Below are 16,678 nucleotides of genomic sequence, written 5' to 3'. Positions count from 1 at the left end.
TCGCATTCCGGGCCCGAACGATGCACGGAACGCCGTGTGGTGACCCCGCTGTTACCCGAAGGCCCCGGTTACGGCCCTCCAGGGCCCAGGAGTGTCACCTCGGGGACTGATGCCCGTCACCCGCGGCCCTTTGCCCCGCGTTACCCGCGCGAGGCGATGAGCGGCGCCGAGCCGGCGACGGCGAGCAGGCGCTCGCGGGCGATGCGCTCCACGACGGTCGGAGTGGCGTCCACGCCGAGGTGCGCCGCGCACGCCCAGACGTCCTCCACGCACCGGTCCACCGTCTCGGCGGGGATGGTCACGAACTCGTGGAAAAGGCGTTCGCTCACGTGCCCCGGCGGCCCGGACGCCCGGGACCGGATCTCGCGCGGTCCGGCGGGTCGCGACTCGGCGGTGGGTCCGGTCTGGCGCGTCGCAAGAGCAGGCATGGGCGGTTTCGCATCCTCCGGTGAGCCGGGGGGCATCCATCCCCCGGACCAGGCCTCTGAGGGAGCGTGCGTACTCATTCCATCCTGTATCACGCAGGTGTCAACCCCTTGCGCCGTAAGGGCTACCCGGCACATCCGGCACCATGGACCCCCTCATCGTGGGAAGCTGGTGCCCAGCGCGTCCGGACTTCGGGCGGGCCTCGTGCCGCCCGGCACGGAAACGGTACCGTTCGCTCGACGACGGCGGGGACGGCGGGAAGGTGGCGGCTTGATCGAGCAGGTGATCGCCCGGCGCGCGATGTGCCGGGGGCCGAGAAAGTGGGCCGATCTCGCTGCGCACCGTGGCGCGTTTTTGACAGGATGCGTTGACCGCATCGCGGCCGGGGCTTCCGTCCGCGCGTGCCCATCACCGATGATGTAGTGCAGTTCTGCGCTACCAATCACAGTTATGGAGATGTGCCTCGTGGGAGACCCTGGCACGCGACGGAGGTGCCGACCATGAGCGCCGAAACCTCCGTGCCCCGTCCCCGGGAGTCGGGTGTGGACATCTCAGACCCCGCCCTACTGGAGGGCCTGCTCGCGGAGGCCCCGTTCGCCTTCGCGTTCTTCGACACGTCCACCAGGTTCCTGAGGGTCAACCAGAGCTTCGCCGACCTGAGCGGCGTCGCGGCCGAGGAGCACGCCGGGCGAACGGCCTCCGAGCTGCTCTCCGCCGATCTCTCCGCACTGGTCGACGGCGCCCTGCGCAGAGTCGTCGACGAGCACCGGGCCGTCTCGGGCGGCGACCAGCGCTATCGCGGCATGTCTCCCGCCGGCGAGCTGCGCCACTGGAACCTCTCGTTCTACCCCGTCCACGGCGACAAGGGCGCCGTCGTCGGGGTCGCCGTGTTCGGCGTGGACGTCACCGAGCGCCAGCTCACCGAGGAGGAACTGCGCCGCAGCGAGGAGCGCTACCGCTCGCTGGTCCAGTCCCAGCAGCAGCTCGTGTGGATCACCTTGCCCAACGGCGCCGTCGTCGAGGACGCCCCGGAGTGGCGCGCGATCACCGGCCAGAGCCTGGAGGAATACCTCGCCTACGGCTGGCTCGACGCCGTCCACCCCGACGACCGCCCGGCCGCCGACGAGGCGTGGCGCGAGGCCCTGCGCGGGCGCACGATGTTCGAGTGGAGCTACCGCGTCCGCACGCGGGCAAGCGGTTACCGCCACTTCGAGGTGCGCGCCGTCCCGATCATCCGGCTCGGCCGCGTGATCGAGTGGGTCGGCGCCAACAGCGACGTCACCCCGCAGCGCGAGGCCGAAGAGATGCGCGGCCGCCTGACCGACCAGCTCGGCGCCGCAGCCCTGCGCACCGCCCGGCTCCAGGGCGCCACCGCCATGCTGGCCGAGGCCCTGACGGTCGAGCAGGTCGTCCAGGTGATCATCGACGTCGGCCGCACCGCGCTGGCCGCCGACAGGTCGTCGGTGGCCCTGCTCGACACCGACCGCGCCGCCCTCAAACTGACCAACAGCGGTGGCCTCCCGGACGTGCCGTCCGACGGCGAGGAGATCCCGCTCTCGCAGACCAGCATCATGACCATGGCCGTCAACAGCCGCAGGCCGGTGTTCGCCGAGTCCCCCGAGAGCCTGAAGGCCCAGCTCGTCGAGGCCGGCGCCGACGAGGCCGTGATCGGCGGGTTCCTCGCCCACAGCGACGAGCGCGCCTGGGTCGGCCTGCCGCTGCTGGCGGCGGGGCGGGCGCTCGGGGCGCTGCGGTTCGCCTTCACCCGCCCGTACAAGATCTCCCAGGAGGACGGGGTGTTCCTGGAGGCCCTGGCGGGCCAGTGCGCGCTGGCCGTGGAGCGGGCCACCCTGTTCGAGCGCGAGCACCGCACGGCCGAGACGCTGCAGCGCAGCCTCCTGCCCGACCGCCTGCCGGTGATCCCCGGGCTGGTGCTGGCCCAGCGGTTCCGCTCGGGCAGCAGGCACGTCCAGGTCGGCGGCGACTGGTATGACGCCTTCGTCCTGCAGGACGCCCGGGTGGCGGCGGTCGTCGGCGATGTCATGGGCAAGGGCGTCAAGGCCGCTGCGGGCATGGGCCGCATCCGCAACGCCATGCGGGCCCTGGCGCTGACCAACCCGCCGCCCGCCGCCGTCCTGACCGGCCTTGACAGGGTTTTCGACGCGACCGAGGAAGAAGAGCAGGTCACCACCCTGGCCTACATGGTCGTCGAGCCCGGCACCGGCGAGGGCACCCTCGCGCTGGCCGGTCACCCGCCGCCCCTGCTGGTGTCGCCGCAGGGTACCGCGGTCCTGTCCGACGGAGAGCCCGGCACGCCGCTGGGCTGGCCCGCCGTCCGCAAGCAGTTCCGGTTCTGCGTCCCGCCGGGGCACACGGCCGTGCTCTACTCCGACGGCCTGGTCGAGAACCGCAAGCGCGGCCTGGACGCCGGGCTGGCGGAACTCTCGTCGGTCGTCGCCGAGGCACCCCCCGAAGTCCTAGGAAATCCGCATATGTTGCTTGACTTCCTGGTGGACAGGATGCTGGCGGGGTATGAGCAGGACGATGACGTCACGGTGCTCGCCGTCCACGTGCCGGCCGCCACAAAGAGTGACTGAATGAAACAGTCATAAGGGTTGCTTTCGGGTATCGGTGACCCGCTTCCGTACGCACTACTGTTCCGGTCGGCCTAGGGTGGAAGGCAACCGCTGTGAGGCGGCCGTATGGACTGCGGGGTCATGCCACAATGCTGGGCAGGTACGTCGCGGTTCGCACGGCCCACCACGAAAGAAGCAAGCGCCCCTAGCGGGCACCTGGGTCCATTCTCACCATGCGTTCGTTCGAGAGGTGTTCGTGTCGCCTGCAAGTTCGACTCGCTCGAAGCCGTCTGAGCTGAACGAGCCCGTCATTCAGCGGCTCATCGAGCGTGGGCGCTCGCAGGGTTTCCTCGAGTCTGAGGATGTCCGCAAGGCCTTCGAGGAGGCGGACATCCCGATGTCGCACGCCGCTGTGTTCCTCCGGAACCTCAGCAAAGAGGGTGTGACCGTCGTGGTGACCGCTGCGGACTCGGCTGCGCCCAAGAGGTCGCGTGGCCCGGCCAAGCGTCGCACAGCCGCCCCCGTCAAGAAGACAAAGACCGCCACCACCGCGGCGGCCAAGGAGCAGCCCGATACCGTCACGGCCGTGGTGAGCGGTGCCGGGGACGAGGCAGCCGCGCCGGTCGAGAAGCCGGCCGCCAAGAAGCCCGTGGCCAAGAAGGCCGCGCCGGTGAAGAAGGCCGCGCCCGCCCCTGACGCTCCCGCCAAGGTCGCCACCCCTGCCGCCCTCGCCAAGAAGGCCAAGCCGGAGGTCGCCGTGCCCGCGTCGCCCACGCCCAAGATCGAAACCAAGCCCAAGGCCTCTTCCGAAGACGACGAGGACCTCGACATCGAGGGCGACATCGAGCTCGAGGACTTCGACCTCGATGTCGAGGCGGAGGCCGATGCCGACGCCGATGCCGACGCCGACGCCGAGCCCGAGATCGAGGCGGAAGCCGAGACCGAGGCCGAGGCCGAAGAGGAGCCGAAGCCGGGCGCCGAGGTCCAGAGCGACGACGAGGTCCTGATCCTCTCCGATGACGACGACGACGCCCCCGTGGCGCAGGTCGCCGCCGCCGGCGCCACCGCCGACCCGGTGAAGGACTACCTGAAGCAGATCGGCAAGGTCCCCCTGCTCAACGCCGAGCAGGAGGTCGAGCTGGCCAAGCGCATCGAGGCCGGCCTGTTCGCCGAGGAGCAGCTCGCCAACGACGGCGAGCGTCTTCCCGTCGACGTCCGCGCCGAGCTGGAGTGGATCGCCGAGGACGGCCGCCGCGCCAAGAACCACCTGCTGGAGGCCAACCTCCGCCTCGTGGTCTCGCTGGCCAAGCGCTACACCGGCCGCGGCATGCTCTTCCTGGACCTGATCCAGGAGGGCAACCTGGGCCTGATCCGCGCGGTCGAGAAGTTCGACTACACCAAGGGCTACAAGTTCTCGACCTACGCCACCTGGTGGATCCGCCAGGCGATCACCCGCGCCATGGCCGACCAGGCGCGCACGATCCGCATCCCGGTCCACATGGTCGAAGTGATCAACAAGCTGGCCCGCGTGCAGCGCCAGATGCTCCAGGACCTCGGCCGCGAGCCGACCCCTGAGGAGCTCGCGCGCGAGCTCGACATGACCCCGGAGAAGGTCGTCGAGGTCCAGAAGTACGGCCGGGAGCCGATCTCCCTGCACACCCCCCTCGGGGAGGAGGGCGACAGCGAGTTCGGCGACCTCATCGAGGACTCCGAGGCGATCGTCCCCGCCGACGCGGTCAGCTTCACGCTGCTGCAGGAGCAGCTCCACTCCGTTCTCGACACGCTGTCGGAGCGCGAGGCGGGCGTGGTGTCCATGCGGTTCGGCCTCACCGACGGCCAGCCCAAGACCCTGGACGAGATCGGCAAGGTCTACGGCGTGACGCGCGAGCGCATCCGCCAGATCGAGTCCAAGACCATGTCCAAGCTGCGCCACCCATCGCGCTCGCAGGTCCTGCGCGACTACCTCGACTGACGGGCGTTCCAGGCCCCCGCCGTCCCGCGGCGGGGGCCGACGCGCGTCCCCGTCCCGCACGGTCGTAAAACCTGTGTAATAAGCCGTTTAACGCGAGCGTAACGCGGCGGTAGCCGTAAGAGTCTTGACGATCCCTAGGCTCACGCGGCATGGGTGTGATCGAAGTGGATCGGGCGCGTGCTCGGGGGCCACGACTGATCGCAAGCCGTCCCTGGGCGGACACCGTGCTCGACGACGCGGTGGACGCCCTCGGGCGTGGATATCTGGAACCCGCCATTCCCGCGCTGGTGGCCACCCGGGGAGAACCCGAGGTGCGCGCGCTGCGGGCAGAGGGCCAGGCCCGCGGGCACCTGGCCCGCACCTACGGCCGGTTCGGCACCACGCCGTGGTCCTATCTGGGCGATCCCGGCAGGGAGTACCACGAGGCGTGTTCCCGGCTGAATGTGATCACGAACGGGTAACCGCCGTCACGCGGGGACGACGATGTCCAGCGTCCACGGCCTGCCGTCACGGGGGGCCGGGCCGAGCTCGGCGACATGGCCGAGATCGGCCAGAAGCGCGGCCAGCCGCTTCGGCGTGCGGGGGTTCTCCCCGGACTCCAGCAGCGACCGCGCGACGGTGCCGCGCGTGGCCTTGGCCATGTGGCTGACCACCGTGCGGGCTCCGCCGGACTCCCGCAGCACGCGGACGGTCACGGCCCGCGAGCCCGGCTGCCACGCCTGCGCGTACGTCGAGGAACGCATGTCGATGATCACGCCCGTGGCCTGCTCGGCGAGCGCCTCGGTGAGGGGCTGCCGCCAGTAGGCCGCCAGCCCGCCCAGGGGCGGCAGCCGCACGCCCATGGACAGGCGATACGGCGGGACGCGATCGGAGAGGCGCAGCGCCCCCCACAGCCCCGAGAACACGATCACCGAACGCTGGGCCCTGCGCCGGGCGGCGGCGCTCAGCGCCGGCAGGCCGAGGTTGTCGTACAGCACGCCGGTGTAGAGATCGCCGGCGGTCAGCGTGGGTGCGGTGCGCAGGACCTGATTCCGCCGCAGCTCACCGGCCTGCCCCGGCGTCAGCCCCAGCACCGCCAGCGCCTCGTCCTCCGGCCCGTGGACCAGGGCGGTCAGCGCGTCCAGGGCCTTCTCCCGCGCGGACGTCAGCGCCGGGAAGCTCAGACGCCCCAGCGCGAGCTTCTGCCCGTCTCCTTCGGAGGCCTTCCCCTCGGACGGCGGCAACAGAATCAGCACGAGACCCGAGCTTATTGCGCCCTCCGGCGTGGGCGCGCCGGGCGCGGCCGGGGTGGATCACGGCGCGGTCGGGGGCGGCCAGGGAACGCAGGGGGGACCCCTGGGAACGGGGCGTCGCGGCCCTCGGGGCGGCTCAGCGGACGCGGTAATGGTACGCGCCGGTAGGGGTGAAGCCGTGCCGGGTGTAGAGGGCGATGACCGGCGAGTTGGAGGCGATCACGACCAGGTACGCGCGGACGGCTCCGCGCGCGCGGCCGTCGGCGGTCAGGGCGCGCAGGACGGCCCCGGCGAGCCCCCTCCGGCGGGCCTCCGGCAGCGTGGCCATGCAGTAGATCCCCAGCGTGTCGCCCTGGAGGACGGAACGACCCACGGCGAGCGTCCTGCCGTCCTGCCGGACCTCCGCGTACGTGGCGGGCACGCCGCGCAGGATGCACGTGGCGGAGGCCGGCCCCTCGCCGTCGTAGCGTCCGTCCACCGCCCACCAGGCGGTGAGCCACTCCTGTGACGGTTCGCCGGACAGACCAACCTGGGCGGCCTTCTCGGAGGGCCCGTCCAGAGGGCTCTGCAGGGAGGCGGTCATGTACGTCGTGCGGTCGACCACGCGGTATCCGCGCGCCTCCAGACGCTCGTCCAGGCCCCGAAGCGCGCCGGGCCCCATGTGGAGAACACACACGGCAGCCCGTGCTCGGCGTAGAAGCGCTCAGCGGCGCGGATCGCCTGGTCAAGGTCCGCCGGCTCCCCGAGCGGGAGGACGGAGTTGGCCCGTTTGGTCACCCCGTCGGCGTGACGGAGAACCCAGCCGCCGATCGTGCGCTGATACGGCGCGGGCCAGGCCTGATGAACAAGAAGATCGAAATCGGGACTCGCCGCACTCACGGGCGGCAGCCTAGTCCCCGGCGTGACCGGGATCACGGCCGCGTGAGGCTCAGGGGCGCCCTCACGCCGCGCATCAGGGGGATACGCGCAGCGGCTCGGGCGGGCCGATCAGAGGCGCCGCCGAGGCCGCCGCGTTCGCTGTATGAGGTTGTCCGTATGGGGGTCAGAGTGGTGGGCGGGTGCTCACCGCTCGTTGGTGTTCGAGGTCGGGGTCTCACTGAGGCGGGCCGACTCGTCCTGGATGTCGGCGCCCTTCTCACGGAGGGCCGAGATGTGCCGACGCCCGTGGTGGGCGCAGAACAGCAGCTCCCCGCCCATGGGGAGGGACGCGCGGATGTACGCCTGGGCGCCGCACCGGTCGCAGCGGTCCACGGCGGTAAGCGGCTTGGTGGGGGCGAGAGCTCCAGTCACGTATCGCCTTTCGGGTCACCCCACTGACGTGGGGATTTGGCGTCAGTCACTTGGCTCAACATCTAACCCGATGCGGACGTTCCCAATCGCCTTCGGGATACGCCGAGAGCAGAATGTGTCGTTAGGTGATGGCAATGAACCTCCGGCTGCCGCGGAACCGCCTGATGGTGGCACTCTAGGCACGGAGGAACATCAAGAAGACGGTAGGCTACGCACACATGTTCGATGCTCGGTGGGAGTGGGAGTGACCGCAGTCAGCACGGAGACGGGCTACACCGCCCGTCACCTGTCGGTGCTGGAGGGCCTTGAGGCCGTCCGTAAGCGCCCCGGAATGTACATCGGGTCCACTGACAGCCGCGGCCTCATGCACTGCCTCTGGGAGATCGTGGACAACGCCGTCGACGAGGCCCTGGCCGGCTTCTGCACGCGCATCGAGGTCGAGCTGTTCGCCGACGGCTCCATCGAGGTCCGCGACGACGGGCGCGGCATCCCGGTCGACATCGAGCCCAAGAGCGGCCTGGCCGGCGTCGAGCTCGTCTACACCAAGCTCCACGCGGGCGGCAAGTTCGGCGGCGGGTCCTACGGCGCCTCCGGCGGCCTGCACGGCGTCGGCGCCTCGGTGGTCAACGCCCTGTCCGCCCGGCTGGACGTCGAGGTCGACCGCGACGGGCGGGTCCACGAGATCAGCTTCCGCCGTGGCGTGCCCGGCGTGTTCGACGGTGACGGGCCGACGGCCAAGTTCAAGAAGAAGTCCGGCCTGCGCGACGGCGGCGCCCTGCGCGCCCGGGTCACCGGCACCCGCGTCCGCTGGTGGCTCGACAAGCAGATCTTCCTGCCCGACGCCGAGGTCTCGCTGGACGAGCTGCACGTCCGCGCCCGGCAGACCGCGTTCCTGGTCCCCGGCCTGACGATCGCGGTGCGCGACAGCCGCCTGGAGGAGGTCGTCGAGGACGAGTTCCGCTTCGAGGGCGGCATCTCGGAGTTCACCGAGTTCCTGGCCCGCGACGAGGCCGTCTGCGACGTCATGCGGCTGCAGGGCCTCGGCCACTTCCACGAGACCGTCCCGGTCCTGGACGAGCAGGGCCACATGACCTCCACCGAGGTCGAGCGCGAGCTCACGGTCGACGTCGCGGTCCGCTGGGGCAAGGGCTACGACACCACCGTCCGCTCGTTCGTCAACGTGATCGCCACCCCCAAGGGCGGCACCCACGTCAGCGGCTTCGAGCGAGCCCTGGTGCGCACGATCAACGAGCAGCTGCGCGAGACGCGCCTGCTCAAGAACGGCGACGACCCGGTCACCAAGGAGGACATCCTCGAGGGCCTCACCGCCGTGGTCACCGTGCGGGTGCCCGAGCCGCAGTTCGAGGGCCAGACCAAGGAGGTCCTGGGCACCTCCGCGGCCACCCGCATCGTCGCCCACGTCGTGTCGCGCGAGCTCAAGCAGCTCTTCGCGAGCACCAAGCGGGCCCACAAGCTGCAGCTCCGCGCCGTCCTGGAGAAGATCGTCGCGGCGGCCAAGGCCCGCATCGCGGCCCGTGAGCACCGTGACAACCAGCGCCGCAAGAGCGCCCTGGAGAACTCCGCCCTGCCGGCCAAGCTGGTCGACTGCCGCAGCGACGACGTCGACCGCAGCGAGCTGTTCATCGTCGAGGGCGACTCGGCGCTCGGCACGGCCCGCGCGGCGCGCGACTCGGAGTTCCAGGCCCTGCTGCCGATCCGCGGCAAGATCCTCAACGTGCAGAAGGCCTCCGTGGCCGACATGCTGAAGAACGCCGAGTGCGCCGCGATCATCCAGGTCATCGGCGCGGGCTCGGGCCGCGGCTTCGACCTGGACGCCGCGCGGTACGGCAAGGTCATCCTGATGGCCGACGCCGACGTCGACGGCGCGCACATCCGCTGCCTGCTGCTCACGCTGTTCCACCGCTACATGCGGCCCATGATCGAGGCGGGGCGCGTGTTCGCCGCAGTCCCGCCGCTGCACCGCATCGAGGTCACCAACCCGGGCCGCGGCAAGGACAAGTACATCTACACCTATTCCGACGCCGAGCTGCTCAAGGTCCTGCGCGACCTCGAGCGCCGAGGCAAGCGCTGGAAGGACCCGATCCAGCGCTACAAGGGCCTCGGTGAGATGGACGCCGACCAGCTCGCCGAGACCACGATGGAGCCGCGCCACCGCACGCTGCGGCGCGTCCGCATCGAGGACGCCGAGACGGCCGAGCAGATCTTCGCGCTGCTGATGGGCAGCGACGTCGCCCCGCGCCGCGAGTTCATCGTCGGCAGCGCGGCGGAGGTCGACCGCGACGCGATCGACGCCTGACGGGCCCCGGACGCGGTCGCGTCCGGGCCCCCGTTCACCTGGCCGTGGTAAGCGGCCCGTCGTCACAGCTCGACGGGCATGAGCTTGCCGGTGTGCACGTCGTACACCGCGCCGCCGATGTTCAGCCGGTCCGGCAGGTATGGATAGGTTCGGATGCGGACGAGGTCGCGGCGCAGGGCCGCGTCCTGGTTGGCCACGGTGTGGAACTCCAGGCTCCGCGTGTCGATCCCGTACTCCCGGCTGATCAGCTCGTGGACGTCCTCGTCGGTGGACTTGGCCATCCGGCAGTCGGTGTGGGGCATCACGAGGACGCGGTCCACGTTGAGCAGGTAGACCGCGAGGATCAGCGTGCGCAGCACGTCGTCGGTGACCCGCGCCCCGGCGTTGCGCAGGATCTTGGCGTCCCCGGGCTTGAGGCCGAGCAACTTCAGCGGGTCGATTCGAGAATCCATGCACGTGACCACGGCCAGGCCGCGCGCCGCGCGCCCGCTCAGGCCGGAGTACTCGAAGGTCCGTGAGAAGTCCTCGTTAGCGGTCAGCAGATCGTCGAAGGCTCCCGTCATGTTGTTCATATTCCCTTACGCCCCTTTCGTCAGTACACGGAGGGTGGACGTAATGGGCTTCGTAAAGAGCCCGCGATCTGGCGTCACCGTTGGTGATGATTGCCTTACTGTGTGTGGACGATCGTGGAGAGGGTTCAGGGTGGGGACGACGGATTCGCTCGCCGGCTATCTACGCGGCCGGGCCAGGTGGCGGCTCGACCGGGTCCAGAGCGCCGACGGCGGCTGGAACGCGCGCTGCGCCTTGGCGCTGCTCGACGCCGCCTCCTACGCCGAGTCCCTCCCGGACGACGACCCACTGATCACCGCGCTGAAGGACGCCGGATGCTTCGGCCAGTACGGGGTCGGCGACTTCGAGCCGGGCGAGGCGGTCGCCAAGCTCATCGACTTCTGGGACTCGGGGGAGCCGTGGGAGCTGCTCACCGCGATCCCGCTCGTGGCGCGCGGCGGCTCGGTCCCCACCAGGGGCTGACCCCGGCCGCCGTCGTGGCCTCGGACCGGCCGCGGCCTCGGACCGGCCGCAACCCTTGATCGTCCGGGATCCCTGACGCTCGGCGATCCCAGGCCGACGGGGATCTCTGAGCGTCGCGGGGTCCCGTGATCGGCGCGGGCCCGCGAGGGCGTGACGCCGCCCGCCAAGGCCCCTCGCGACGTGGCCTCTCGGACGTGGCCCCTCGCTACTCCTCGTCAGGGACCTCGGGCGGGGCGGCGGCCTCGATCGCGCCGCCGCCGAGCGCCCCGCCGATCGCGGCGATGTCGGAGGTCACGTGAACGCCCGAGCCGTCACGGCGTCCGAGCTCGGCCGGCAGCGTGATCGGTTTGCCCGTGGAGGTCACGGCCTTGACCGGCGCGGGGCCGGCCCACGCGAGCACCAGCAGGTCTTCGCCCTTGAGGAAGCGCTGCGCGCGGACACCTCCGGTGGCCCGGCCCTTGGGCGGGAAGTCGGCGTAGTCGGACACCTTGCCGCCGCCGACCTCGGTGCCCGGCAGGGCGGTGGCCGAGCCGGCGATCGTCACGACCCGGGACTCGACGGCCGGGTCGACCGCGCCGAACCAGATGACCTTGGCGCCGTCGTTCAGCCGGATGCCGGCCATGCCGCCGGCGGGACGCCCCTGGGGCCGCACCGAGGAGGCGGGGTAGCGCAGGACCTGTGCGTCCGAGGAGATGAACACCAGGTCGTGGTCTTCGGAGGTCACCTCGACGGCCCCGGCCACGCTGTCGCCGGGTTTCAGGCCGATGACCTCGAAGTCGTCGCGGTTCACCGGATACTCGGGCACGACCCGTTTGACGGCGCCCTGGGCGGTGCCGAGCGCGAGGCCGAGCCCCTCCGGATCGAGCGAGCCGAGGCCCACGACGACCTCGCCGGCGTTCAGCGTCACGTACTCGCTGACCGGGTGGCCGCCCGACAGGGACGGCGGGTTCGCGGTGGGCGGCAGCGTGGGCAGATCGAGGACCGAGACCCGGATCACCCGCCCGGCGGAGGTCACCACGCCGACCTCGCCCCGCACCGTCGACCGCACCACCGCCACCAGAACGTCGTGCGCCGAGCGCTCGTCGCCCGAGCCGAGCGGCGAGGCGTCGCCCGTGCGGGCGAGCAGGCCCGTCGAGGAGAGCAGCACCAGGCACGGGTCGTCGGCGACCTCCAGCGGGATGGCCCCGGCCGTCACCGCGGCGCCGTCCTCCAGCAGGACCGTGCGGCGCGGCGTGCCGTAGGTCTTGGCGACGTCGGCGAGCTCGCCGGACACGACCCGGCGCAGCTTGTCCTCCGACGAGAGGATGGCGGTGAGCTCGGCGATCTCGTCGTTCAGCGTCTGGCGCTCGCGTTCGAGCTCCAGCTTGTCGTACTTGGTCAGACGGCGCAGCGGCGTGTCGAGGATGTAGACGGCCTGGGTCTCCGACAGCTCGAAGACCTGCATCAGGCGGGTGCGCGCTTCGGCGGAGTCCTCCGAGGAGCGGATGACCTCGATGACCTCGTCGATGTTGAGCAGCGCGACGATCAGGCCGTCGACCAGGTGGAGCCGTTCCTCGCGCTTGCGGCGGCGGTAGGCGGAGCGGCGGCGCACGACGTCGACGCGGTGGTCGACGTAGACCTGGAGCAGCTCGCGCAGGCCGAGCGTGCGGGGCTGGCCGTCGACCAGCGCCACGTTGTTGATCCCGAAGGTCTCCTCCATCGGGGTCAGGCGGTACAGCTCGGCCAGCACGGCCTCGGGGTGGAAGCCGTTCTTGACCTCGATGACCAGGCGCAGGCCCTTGTGCCGGTCGGTGAGGTCCTTCAGGTCGGAGATGCCGGACAGCCTCTTGGCGGTCACGAGCTCCTTGATCTTGGTGATCACGCGCTCGGGGCCCACGTTGAAGGGCAGCTCGGTGACAACGATGCCCTTGCGGCGGGGGGTGACCTGCTCGATCGTGGCCCTCGCGCGCATGCGGAACGTGCCGCGCCCGGTCTCGTAGGCGTCCCGCACGCCCGAGAGGCCGATGATCGAGCCGCCGGTGGGGAGGTCGGGGCCGGGCACGAACCGCATGAGCTCGTCCAGCGAGGCGTCCGGGTTCTTGATCAGGTGCCGCGCGGCCGCGATGACCTCGACGAGGTTGTGCGGCGCCATGTTGGTCGCCATGCCGACCGCGATGCCCGCGGCGCCGTTCACCAGCAGGTTGGGGAAGGCGCTCGGCAGGACCGTCGGCTCGGTCTCCTGACCGTCGTAGTTCGGCTTGAAGTCGACGGTCTCCTCGTCGATGGACTGCACCATCAGCATGGCCGCCGGCGCCAGCCGCGCCTCGGTGTACCGCATCGCGGCGGGCAGGTCGTCGGGGGAGCCGAAGTTCCCGTGGCCGTCCACCAGCGGCAGCCGCATCGAGAACGGCTGCGCCATGCGCACCAGCGCGTCGTAGATCGCGGTGTCGCCGTGCGGGTGGAGCTTGCCCATCACGTCACCGACGACGCGCGAGGACTTCACATGCCCGCGGTCGGGCCGCAGGCCCATCTCGCTCATCGAGTACAGGATGCGGCGCTGGACCGGCTTCAGACCATCGCGCGCGTCGGGGAGCGCGCGCTGGTAGATCACCGAATAGGCGTACTCAAGGAAGCTCGTGCGCATCTCGGTCGACACGTCGATGTCGACGATGCGCTCCTCGAAGTCGTCTTCCAGCGGGGGTGTGGTGGTGCGTCGGGCCATATCGAACATTGTGCCGAAGGTTCAAGGTGCTCCGCGACTCGAAGACCTTTTACGCCCTTACGGTCACGCGCGCCCGCTGTGGCGCCTGTCCTGGCGGGGCGGCCCGGCTGTGGACGGGCGGAAGTTATCCACAGCCGGGCGCCGGCGTCCGCAAACCGTCGCCCGGACCTGATACCAAGGAGCCATGCGTGACGAGAGCGGCCTGCGGGCCGAGGCGGAACAGCGGCTGCGGTCCCTCGCCGGTGACGGGGCCCGGCTGCGCGACGACCAGTGGTCGGCCATCCGGGCGCTGGTCGTCGAGCGGCGGCGCGCCCTGGTCGTGCAGCGCACCGGCTGGGGCAAGTCGGCGGTGTATTTCATCGCCACCGCCCTCCTGCGGGCGCGGGGCGCGGGCCCCACGGTCATCGTCTCGCCGCTGCTCGCGCTGATGCGCAACCAGATCGCCGCCGCGGCCCGTGCCGGGGTGCACGCCGCCACGATCAACTCCGCCAATGTGGACGAGTGGCATCTCATCCACGCCGCGGTCGAGCGCGGCGAGGTCGACGTCCTGCTGGTCAGCCCGGAGCGGCTCAACAACCCCGACTTCCGCGACCTGGTCCTGCCCAAGCTGGCGGCGAGCGCCGGGCTGGTGGTCGTCGACGAGGCCCACTGCATCTCCGACTGGGGCCACGACTTCCGGCCTGACTACCGCAGGCTGCGCAGCCTGCTCGCCGGCCTGCCGTCCGGAGTGCCCGTCCTCGCCACCACGGCGACGGCCAACGCCCGCGTCACCCACGACATCGCCGAGCAACTCGGCCACGTCCCCTCTCCCGCGGCGGGGCTCGGGCAGTCGCCGGACGCCGACCGAGCGGGGAGACCGGGCGGCGATCCGGGGACGTCGGGCGGCGTCCGGCCATCGGCGTCCGGCGGCGACGTCCCGCGGAGCGGTTTCGGTGACACGCTCGTGTTGCGGGGGCCGCTCGAACGCGACAGCCTGCGTCTCGCCGTCGTCCGCCATCCGACCGCCGAGCGCAGGCTGGCCTGGCTCGCCGAGGCGCTGCGCGACCTGCCCGGCTCCGGCATCGTCTACACGCTCACCGTCGCCGCCGCGCAGGAGGTCGCGGCGTACCTGCGCGACCAGGGCCAGGAGGTGGCCGCCTATTCGGGCCAGACCGAGCAGGCCGACCGCCTCGCCGCCGAGCAGGCCCTGCTCGACAACCGGCTGAAGGCGCTGGTCGCGACCTCCGCGCTGGGCATGGGCTTCGACAAGCCCGATCTCGGCTTCGTGATCCACCTCGGCGCCCCCGCGTCTCCGGTGGCGTACTACCAGCAGATCGGCCGGGCGGGCCGCGGCGTCGAGCGTGCCGAGGTCATCCTGCTTCCCGGCCCCGAAGACCGCGACATCTGGGCGTACTTCGCGTCGCTGGCGTTTCCCCCCGAGTCCGTGGTGTGGACGACGCTCCGCGTCCTGGCCGAAGAGGGCACGATGTCCACGGCCGCGCTGGAGACGCGGGTCGACCTCGGCCGTGCCCGGCTGGAGACGATGCTCAAGGTCCTCGACGTCGACGGCGCGGTCGAGCGGGTCAAGGGCGGCTGGCGCTCCACCGGCCGCCCGTGGCGGTACGACGAGGGCAGGTACGCCCGGGTCGCGGCCGAGCGCGCCGCCGAGCAGCGCGCCATGCTCGACTACATCGCCACCGACCGGTGCCGCGAGGAGTTCCTGCGGCGCCATCTCGACGACGAGACGGCCCGGCCCTGCGGGCGCTGCGACAACTGCACGGGGGCGCACCCCTCGGCGGACATCCCTGCCGAGGCCGTGGGCCGGGCGCGCGAGCGGCTTCAACGTCCCGGGGTGGACGTCGAGCCCCGGCGGCAGTGGCCCGTCGGGCTGAAGGAGCTCGGCCTGTCCGGGCGCGTCCGCCCCGAGATCGCCGCAGAGCCCGGGCGGGCGCTCGGGCGGCTCACCGACATCGGCTGGGGCACCACGCTGAGACGGCTGCTGGCGGAGGGCGCCCCCGACGGGCCCGTGCCCGGCGAGGTCTTCGACGCCGTGGTCAAGGTGCTGTCCGCCTGGGCGTGGGCGCGACGCCCGGTGTCGGTGGTCACCCTTCCCTCGGTCGCCCGCCCGATCTTGATCACCAGCCTGGGCGAACGGCTGGCCGCCGTCGGCAGGCTCGACTACCTGGGCTCTCTCACCTACACCGCCGGCCCGCCCGGCCGCCAGCACAACAGCGCCCAGCGCGTCCGCGCCCTCGAACACACCCTGGCGGTCGCACACGATGACCCGTCCGACGCCCGGGGCCTCTTACCGGCGGCGCGGGCCCGGCTGTCCGCCGGTCCGGTCCTGCTGGTCGACGACCGCATCGACACCGGCTGGACCATGACCATGGCCACGGCCCTCCTCCGCCGCTCCGGCGCCCCTGCCGTGCTCCCCCTCGCCCTGGCCGTCACAAGCTGAGGTCCACCGACCAGCTGTCCACCATTGTTTCGAATCTCGAAGCATCAACGTAGCATGATCCTTCGATACTCGAAACGTCGATAGAATGGCGGCATGACCACGCCCGAGCTCATCGCGGTGGTCGCCGCGACCCACGACATCTGGATGCGGACCAACGCCCTGATCGTGCAGGCGCTGGCCGGGCACCAACTGACATCGGCGACGTTCCAGGCGCTGTGGGCCATCGACCCGGCCGAGCCGCCACCCTCGATGAAGGTGATGACCGAGCGCTTGTACTGCAACGCCCCGAACCTGACCTTCATCACCAACCAGCTCGCCGACCGGGGCCTGGTGGAGCGCGCCGTGGACCCGGCCGACCGCCGCTCCCGCGTCCTGGTCCTGACCGCCAAGGGCCGCCGGGTCCGCGACGAGCTGGTCCGGACGGCGCTGGAGAAGACCCCGCTGGCGGTGCTGACCGACAGCGAACTGCGGCAGCTCATGGTCCTGCTGAACCGCGCCGTCCGACCCGACTGAATCGCAGCCGAGGCCGGGGCGCGGGCCCGGCATGCAGAAGAACACCGTAGAGCCGACGATGATCAGATGGGTGTCATGGTGCCCAACGCGAGGCTCTGCTGGGGGCCGACTTCGGCAAGTGTGAGCCGCCCGCGTCGGCAAGTCGCAGGTCGGACCGATCGCATCTTCCGAGGCGCGCCATT

The 16,678-nt window shown here is 71.2% G+C and carries 13 protein-coding genes; 7 read left to right on the top strand and 6 right to left on the bottom strand.

Features of this window, described 5'->3' with window-relative positions:
- Positions 1–140: 140 nt before the first annotated feature.
- A complete protein-coding gene (locus AB0M95_RS08110) occupies positions 141–428 on the bottom strand; it encodes a hypothetical protein (RefSeq protein ID WP_363761082.1) in 288 nt (95 codons plus the stop codon).
- 498 nt (positions 429–926) lie between these two features.
- Between AB0M95_RS08110 and AB0M95_RS08105 the strand changes: the two genes are divergently transcribed.
- The 3 genes from AB0M95_RS08105 to AB0M95_RS08095 all read left to right on the top strand — a co-directional run bounded on the left by AB0M95_RS08105 (position 927) and on the right by AB0M95_RS08095 (position 5,435).
- Complete coding sequence (locus AB0M95_RS08105; RefSeq protein ID WP_363761080.1) at positions 927–3,023, top strand: SpoIIE family protein phosphatase; 2,097 nt, start codon at positions 927–929, stop codon at positions 3,021–3,023.
- A 235-nt stretch (positions 3,024–3,258) separates the two neighbouring features.
- The gene (locus AB0M95_RS08100) at positions 3,259–4,974 is read left to right on the top strand and encodes an RNA polymerase sigma factor (RefSeq protein ID WP_363761078.1); all 1,716 of its coding nucleotides are present in this window, start codon (positions 3,259–3,261) and stop codon (positions 4,972–4,974) included.
- Positions 4,975–5,123: 149 nt separating this feature from the next.
- Entirely contained in the window at positions 5,124–5,435 is a 312-nt protein-coding gene (locus AB0M95_RS08095) for a hypothetical protein (protein ID WP_363761076.1), read from the top strand.
- Positions 5,436–5,441: 6 nt separating this feature from the next.
- Here the strand turns inward: AB0M95_RS08095 and yaaA are convergent, their stop codons facing one another.
- From yaaA to AB0M95_RS08080, 3 genes are all read right to left on the bottom strand, one after another.
- Positions 5,442–6,209, bottom strand: a complete 768-nt coding sequence (yaaA, locus tag AB0M95_RS08090) for a peroxide stress protein YaaA (RefSeq protein ID WP_363761074.1) — start codon at positions 6,207–6,209, stop codon at positions 5,442–5,444.
- A 133-nt stretch (positions 6,210–6,342) separates the two neighbouring features.
- Positions 6,343–6,867, bottom strand: a complete 525-nt coding sequence (locus AB0M95_RS08085; RefSeq protein ID WP_363761072.1) for a GNAT family N-acetyltransferase — start codon at positions 6,865–6,867, stop codon at positions 6,343–6,345.
- 401 nt (positions 6,868–7,268) lie between these two features.
- Positions 7,269–7,496, bottom strand: coding sequence for a hypothetical protein (locus AB0M95_RS08080; protein WP_358511089.1), 228 nt, complete (start codon positions 7,494–7,496; stop codon positions 7,269–7,271).
- A gap of 244 nt (positions 7,497–7,740) precedes the next feature.
- Between AB0M95_RS08080 and AB0M95_RS08075 the strand changes: the two genes are divergently transcribed.
- Positions 7,741–9,813 carry a DNA topoisomerase IV subunit B gene (locus AB0M95_RS08075; protein WP_363761070.1) on the top strand — a complete coding sequence of 691 codons (2,073 nt, stop codon included), beginning with the start codon at positions 7,741–7,743 and terminating at the stop codon, positions 9,811–9,813.
- 62 nt (positions 9,814–9,875) lie between these two features.
- On the opposite strand, the gene AB0M95_RS08070 is transcribed toward AB0M95_RS08075, so the two are convergent.
- On the bottom strand, positions 9,876–10,385 hold the full coding sequence (locus tag AB0M95_RS08070; RefSeq protein ID WP_363761068.1) for a carbonic anhydrase: 510 nt from the start codon (positions 10,383–10,385) through the stop codon (positions 9,876–9,878).
- A gap of 130 nt (positions 10,386–10,515) precedes the next feature.
- Here AB0M95_RS08070 and AB0M95_RS08065 point away from each other — a divergent pair, with 130 nt between their 5' ends.
- Positions 10,516–10,845, top strand: a complete 330-nt coding sequence (locus AB0M95_RS08065; RefSeq protein ID WP_363761066.1) for a hypothetical protein — start codon at positions 10,516–10,518, stop codon at positions 10,843–10,845.
- A gap of 205 nt (positions 10,846–11,050) precedes the next feature.
- Here the strand turns inward: AB0M95_RS08065 and AB0M95_RS08060 are convergent, their stop codons facing one another.
- Complete coding sequence (locus AB0M95_RS08060) at positions 11,051–13,546, bottom strand: DNA topoisomerase IV subunit A (RefSeq protein WP_363761064.1); 2,496 nt, start codon at positions 13,544–13,546, stop codon at positions 11,051–11,053.
- Positions 13,547–13,730: 184 nt separating this feature from the next.
- Between AB0M95_RS08060 and AB0M95_RS08055 the strand changes: the two genes are divergently transcribed.
- Together AB0M95_RS08055 and AB0M95_RS08050 are read left to right on the top strand one after the other, a co-directional pair.
- Positions 13,731–15,983: a DEAD/DEAH box helicase gene (locus tag AB0M95_RS08055; RefSeq protein ID WP_363761062.1), complete on the top strand. Its 2,253-nt coding sequence runs from the start codon at positions 13,731–13,733 to the stop codon at positions 15,981–15,983.
- A gap of 93 nt (positions 15,984–16,076) precedes the next feature.
- Positions 16,077–16,496, top strand: coding sequence for a MarR family winged helix-turn-helix transcriptional regulator (locus AB0M95_RS08050; RefSeq protein ID WP_363761060.1), 420 nt, complete (start codon positions 16,077–16,079; stop codon positions 16,494–16,496).
- Positions 16,497–16,678 lie beyond the last annotated feature (182 nt).

It is taken from the genome of Sphaerisporangium sp. NPDC051017 (assembly GCF_040683095.1).
Taxonomy (GTDB): Bacteria; Actinomycetota; Actinomycetes; order Streptosporangiales; family Streptosporangiaceae; genus Sphaerisporangium.
The sequence above is the reverse complement of the archived record's forward strand: the minus strand, read 5'-3'. Positions and strand labels throughout refer to the sequence as shown.

Bases quoted from the DNA above. Each gene is read 5' to 3' on its own strand.
- AB0M95_RS08110 (WP_363761082.1), bottom strand. From the start codon at position 428: ATGCCTGCTCTTGCGACGCGCCAGACCGGACCCACCGCCGAGTCGCGA.
- AB0M95_RS08105 (WP_363761080.1), top strand. From the start codon at position 927: ATGAGCGCCGAAACCTCCGTGCCCCGTCCCCGGGAGTCGGGTGTGGAC.
- AB0M95_RS08095 (WP_363761076.1), top strand. From the start codon at position 5,124: ATGGGTGTGATCGAAGTGGATCGGGCGCGTGCTCGGGGGCCACGACTG.
- AB0M95_RS08085 (WP_363761072.1), bottom strand. From the start codon at position 6,867: ATGGGGCCCGGCGCGCTTCGGGGCCTGGACGAGCGTCTGGAGGCGCGC.
- AB0M95_RS08070 (WP_363761068.1), bottom strand. From the start codon at position 10,385: ATGAACAACATGACGGGAGCCTTCGACGATCTGCTGACCGCTAACGAG.
- AB0M95_RS08060 (WP_363761064.1), bottom strand. From the start codon at position 13,546: ATGGCCCGACGCACCACCACACCCCCGCTGGAAGACGACTTCGAGGAG.
- AB0M95_RS08055 (WP_363761062.1), top strand. From the start codon at position 13,731: ATGCGTGACGAGAGCGGCCTGCGGGCCGAGGCGGAACAGCGGCTGCGG.
- AB0M95_RS08050 (WP_363761060.1), top strand. From the start codon at position 16,077: ATGACCACGCCCGAGCTCATCGCGGTGGTCGCCGCGACCCACGACATC.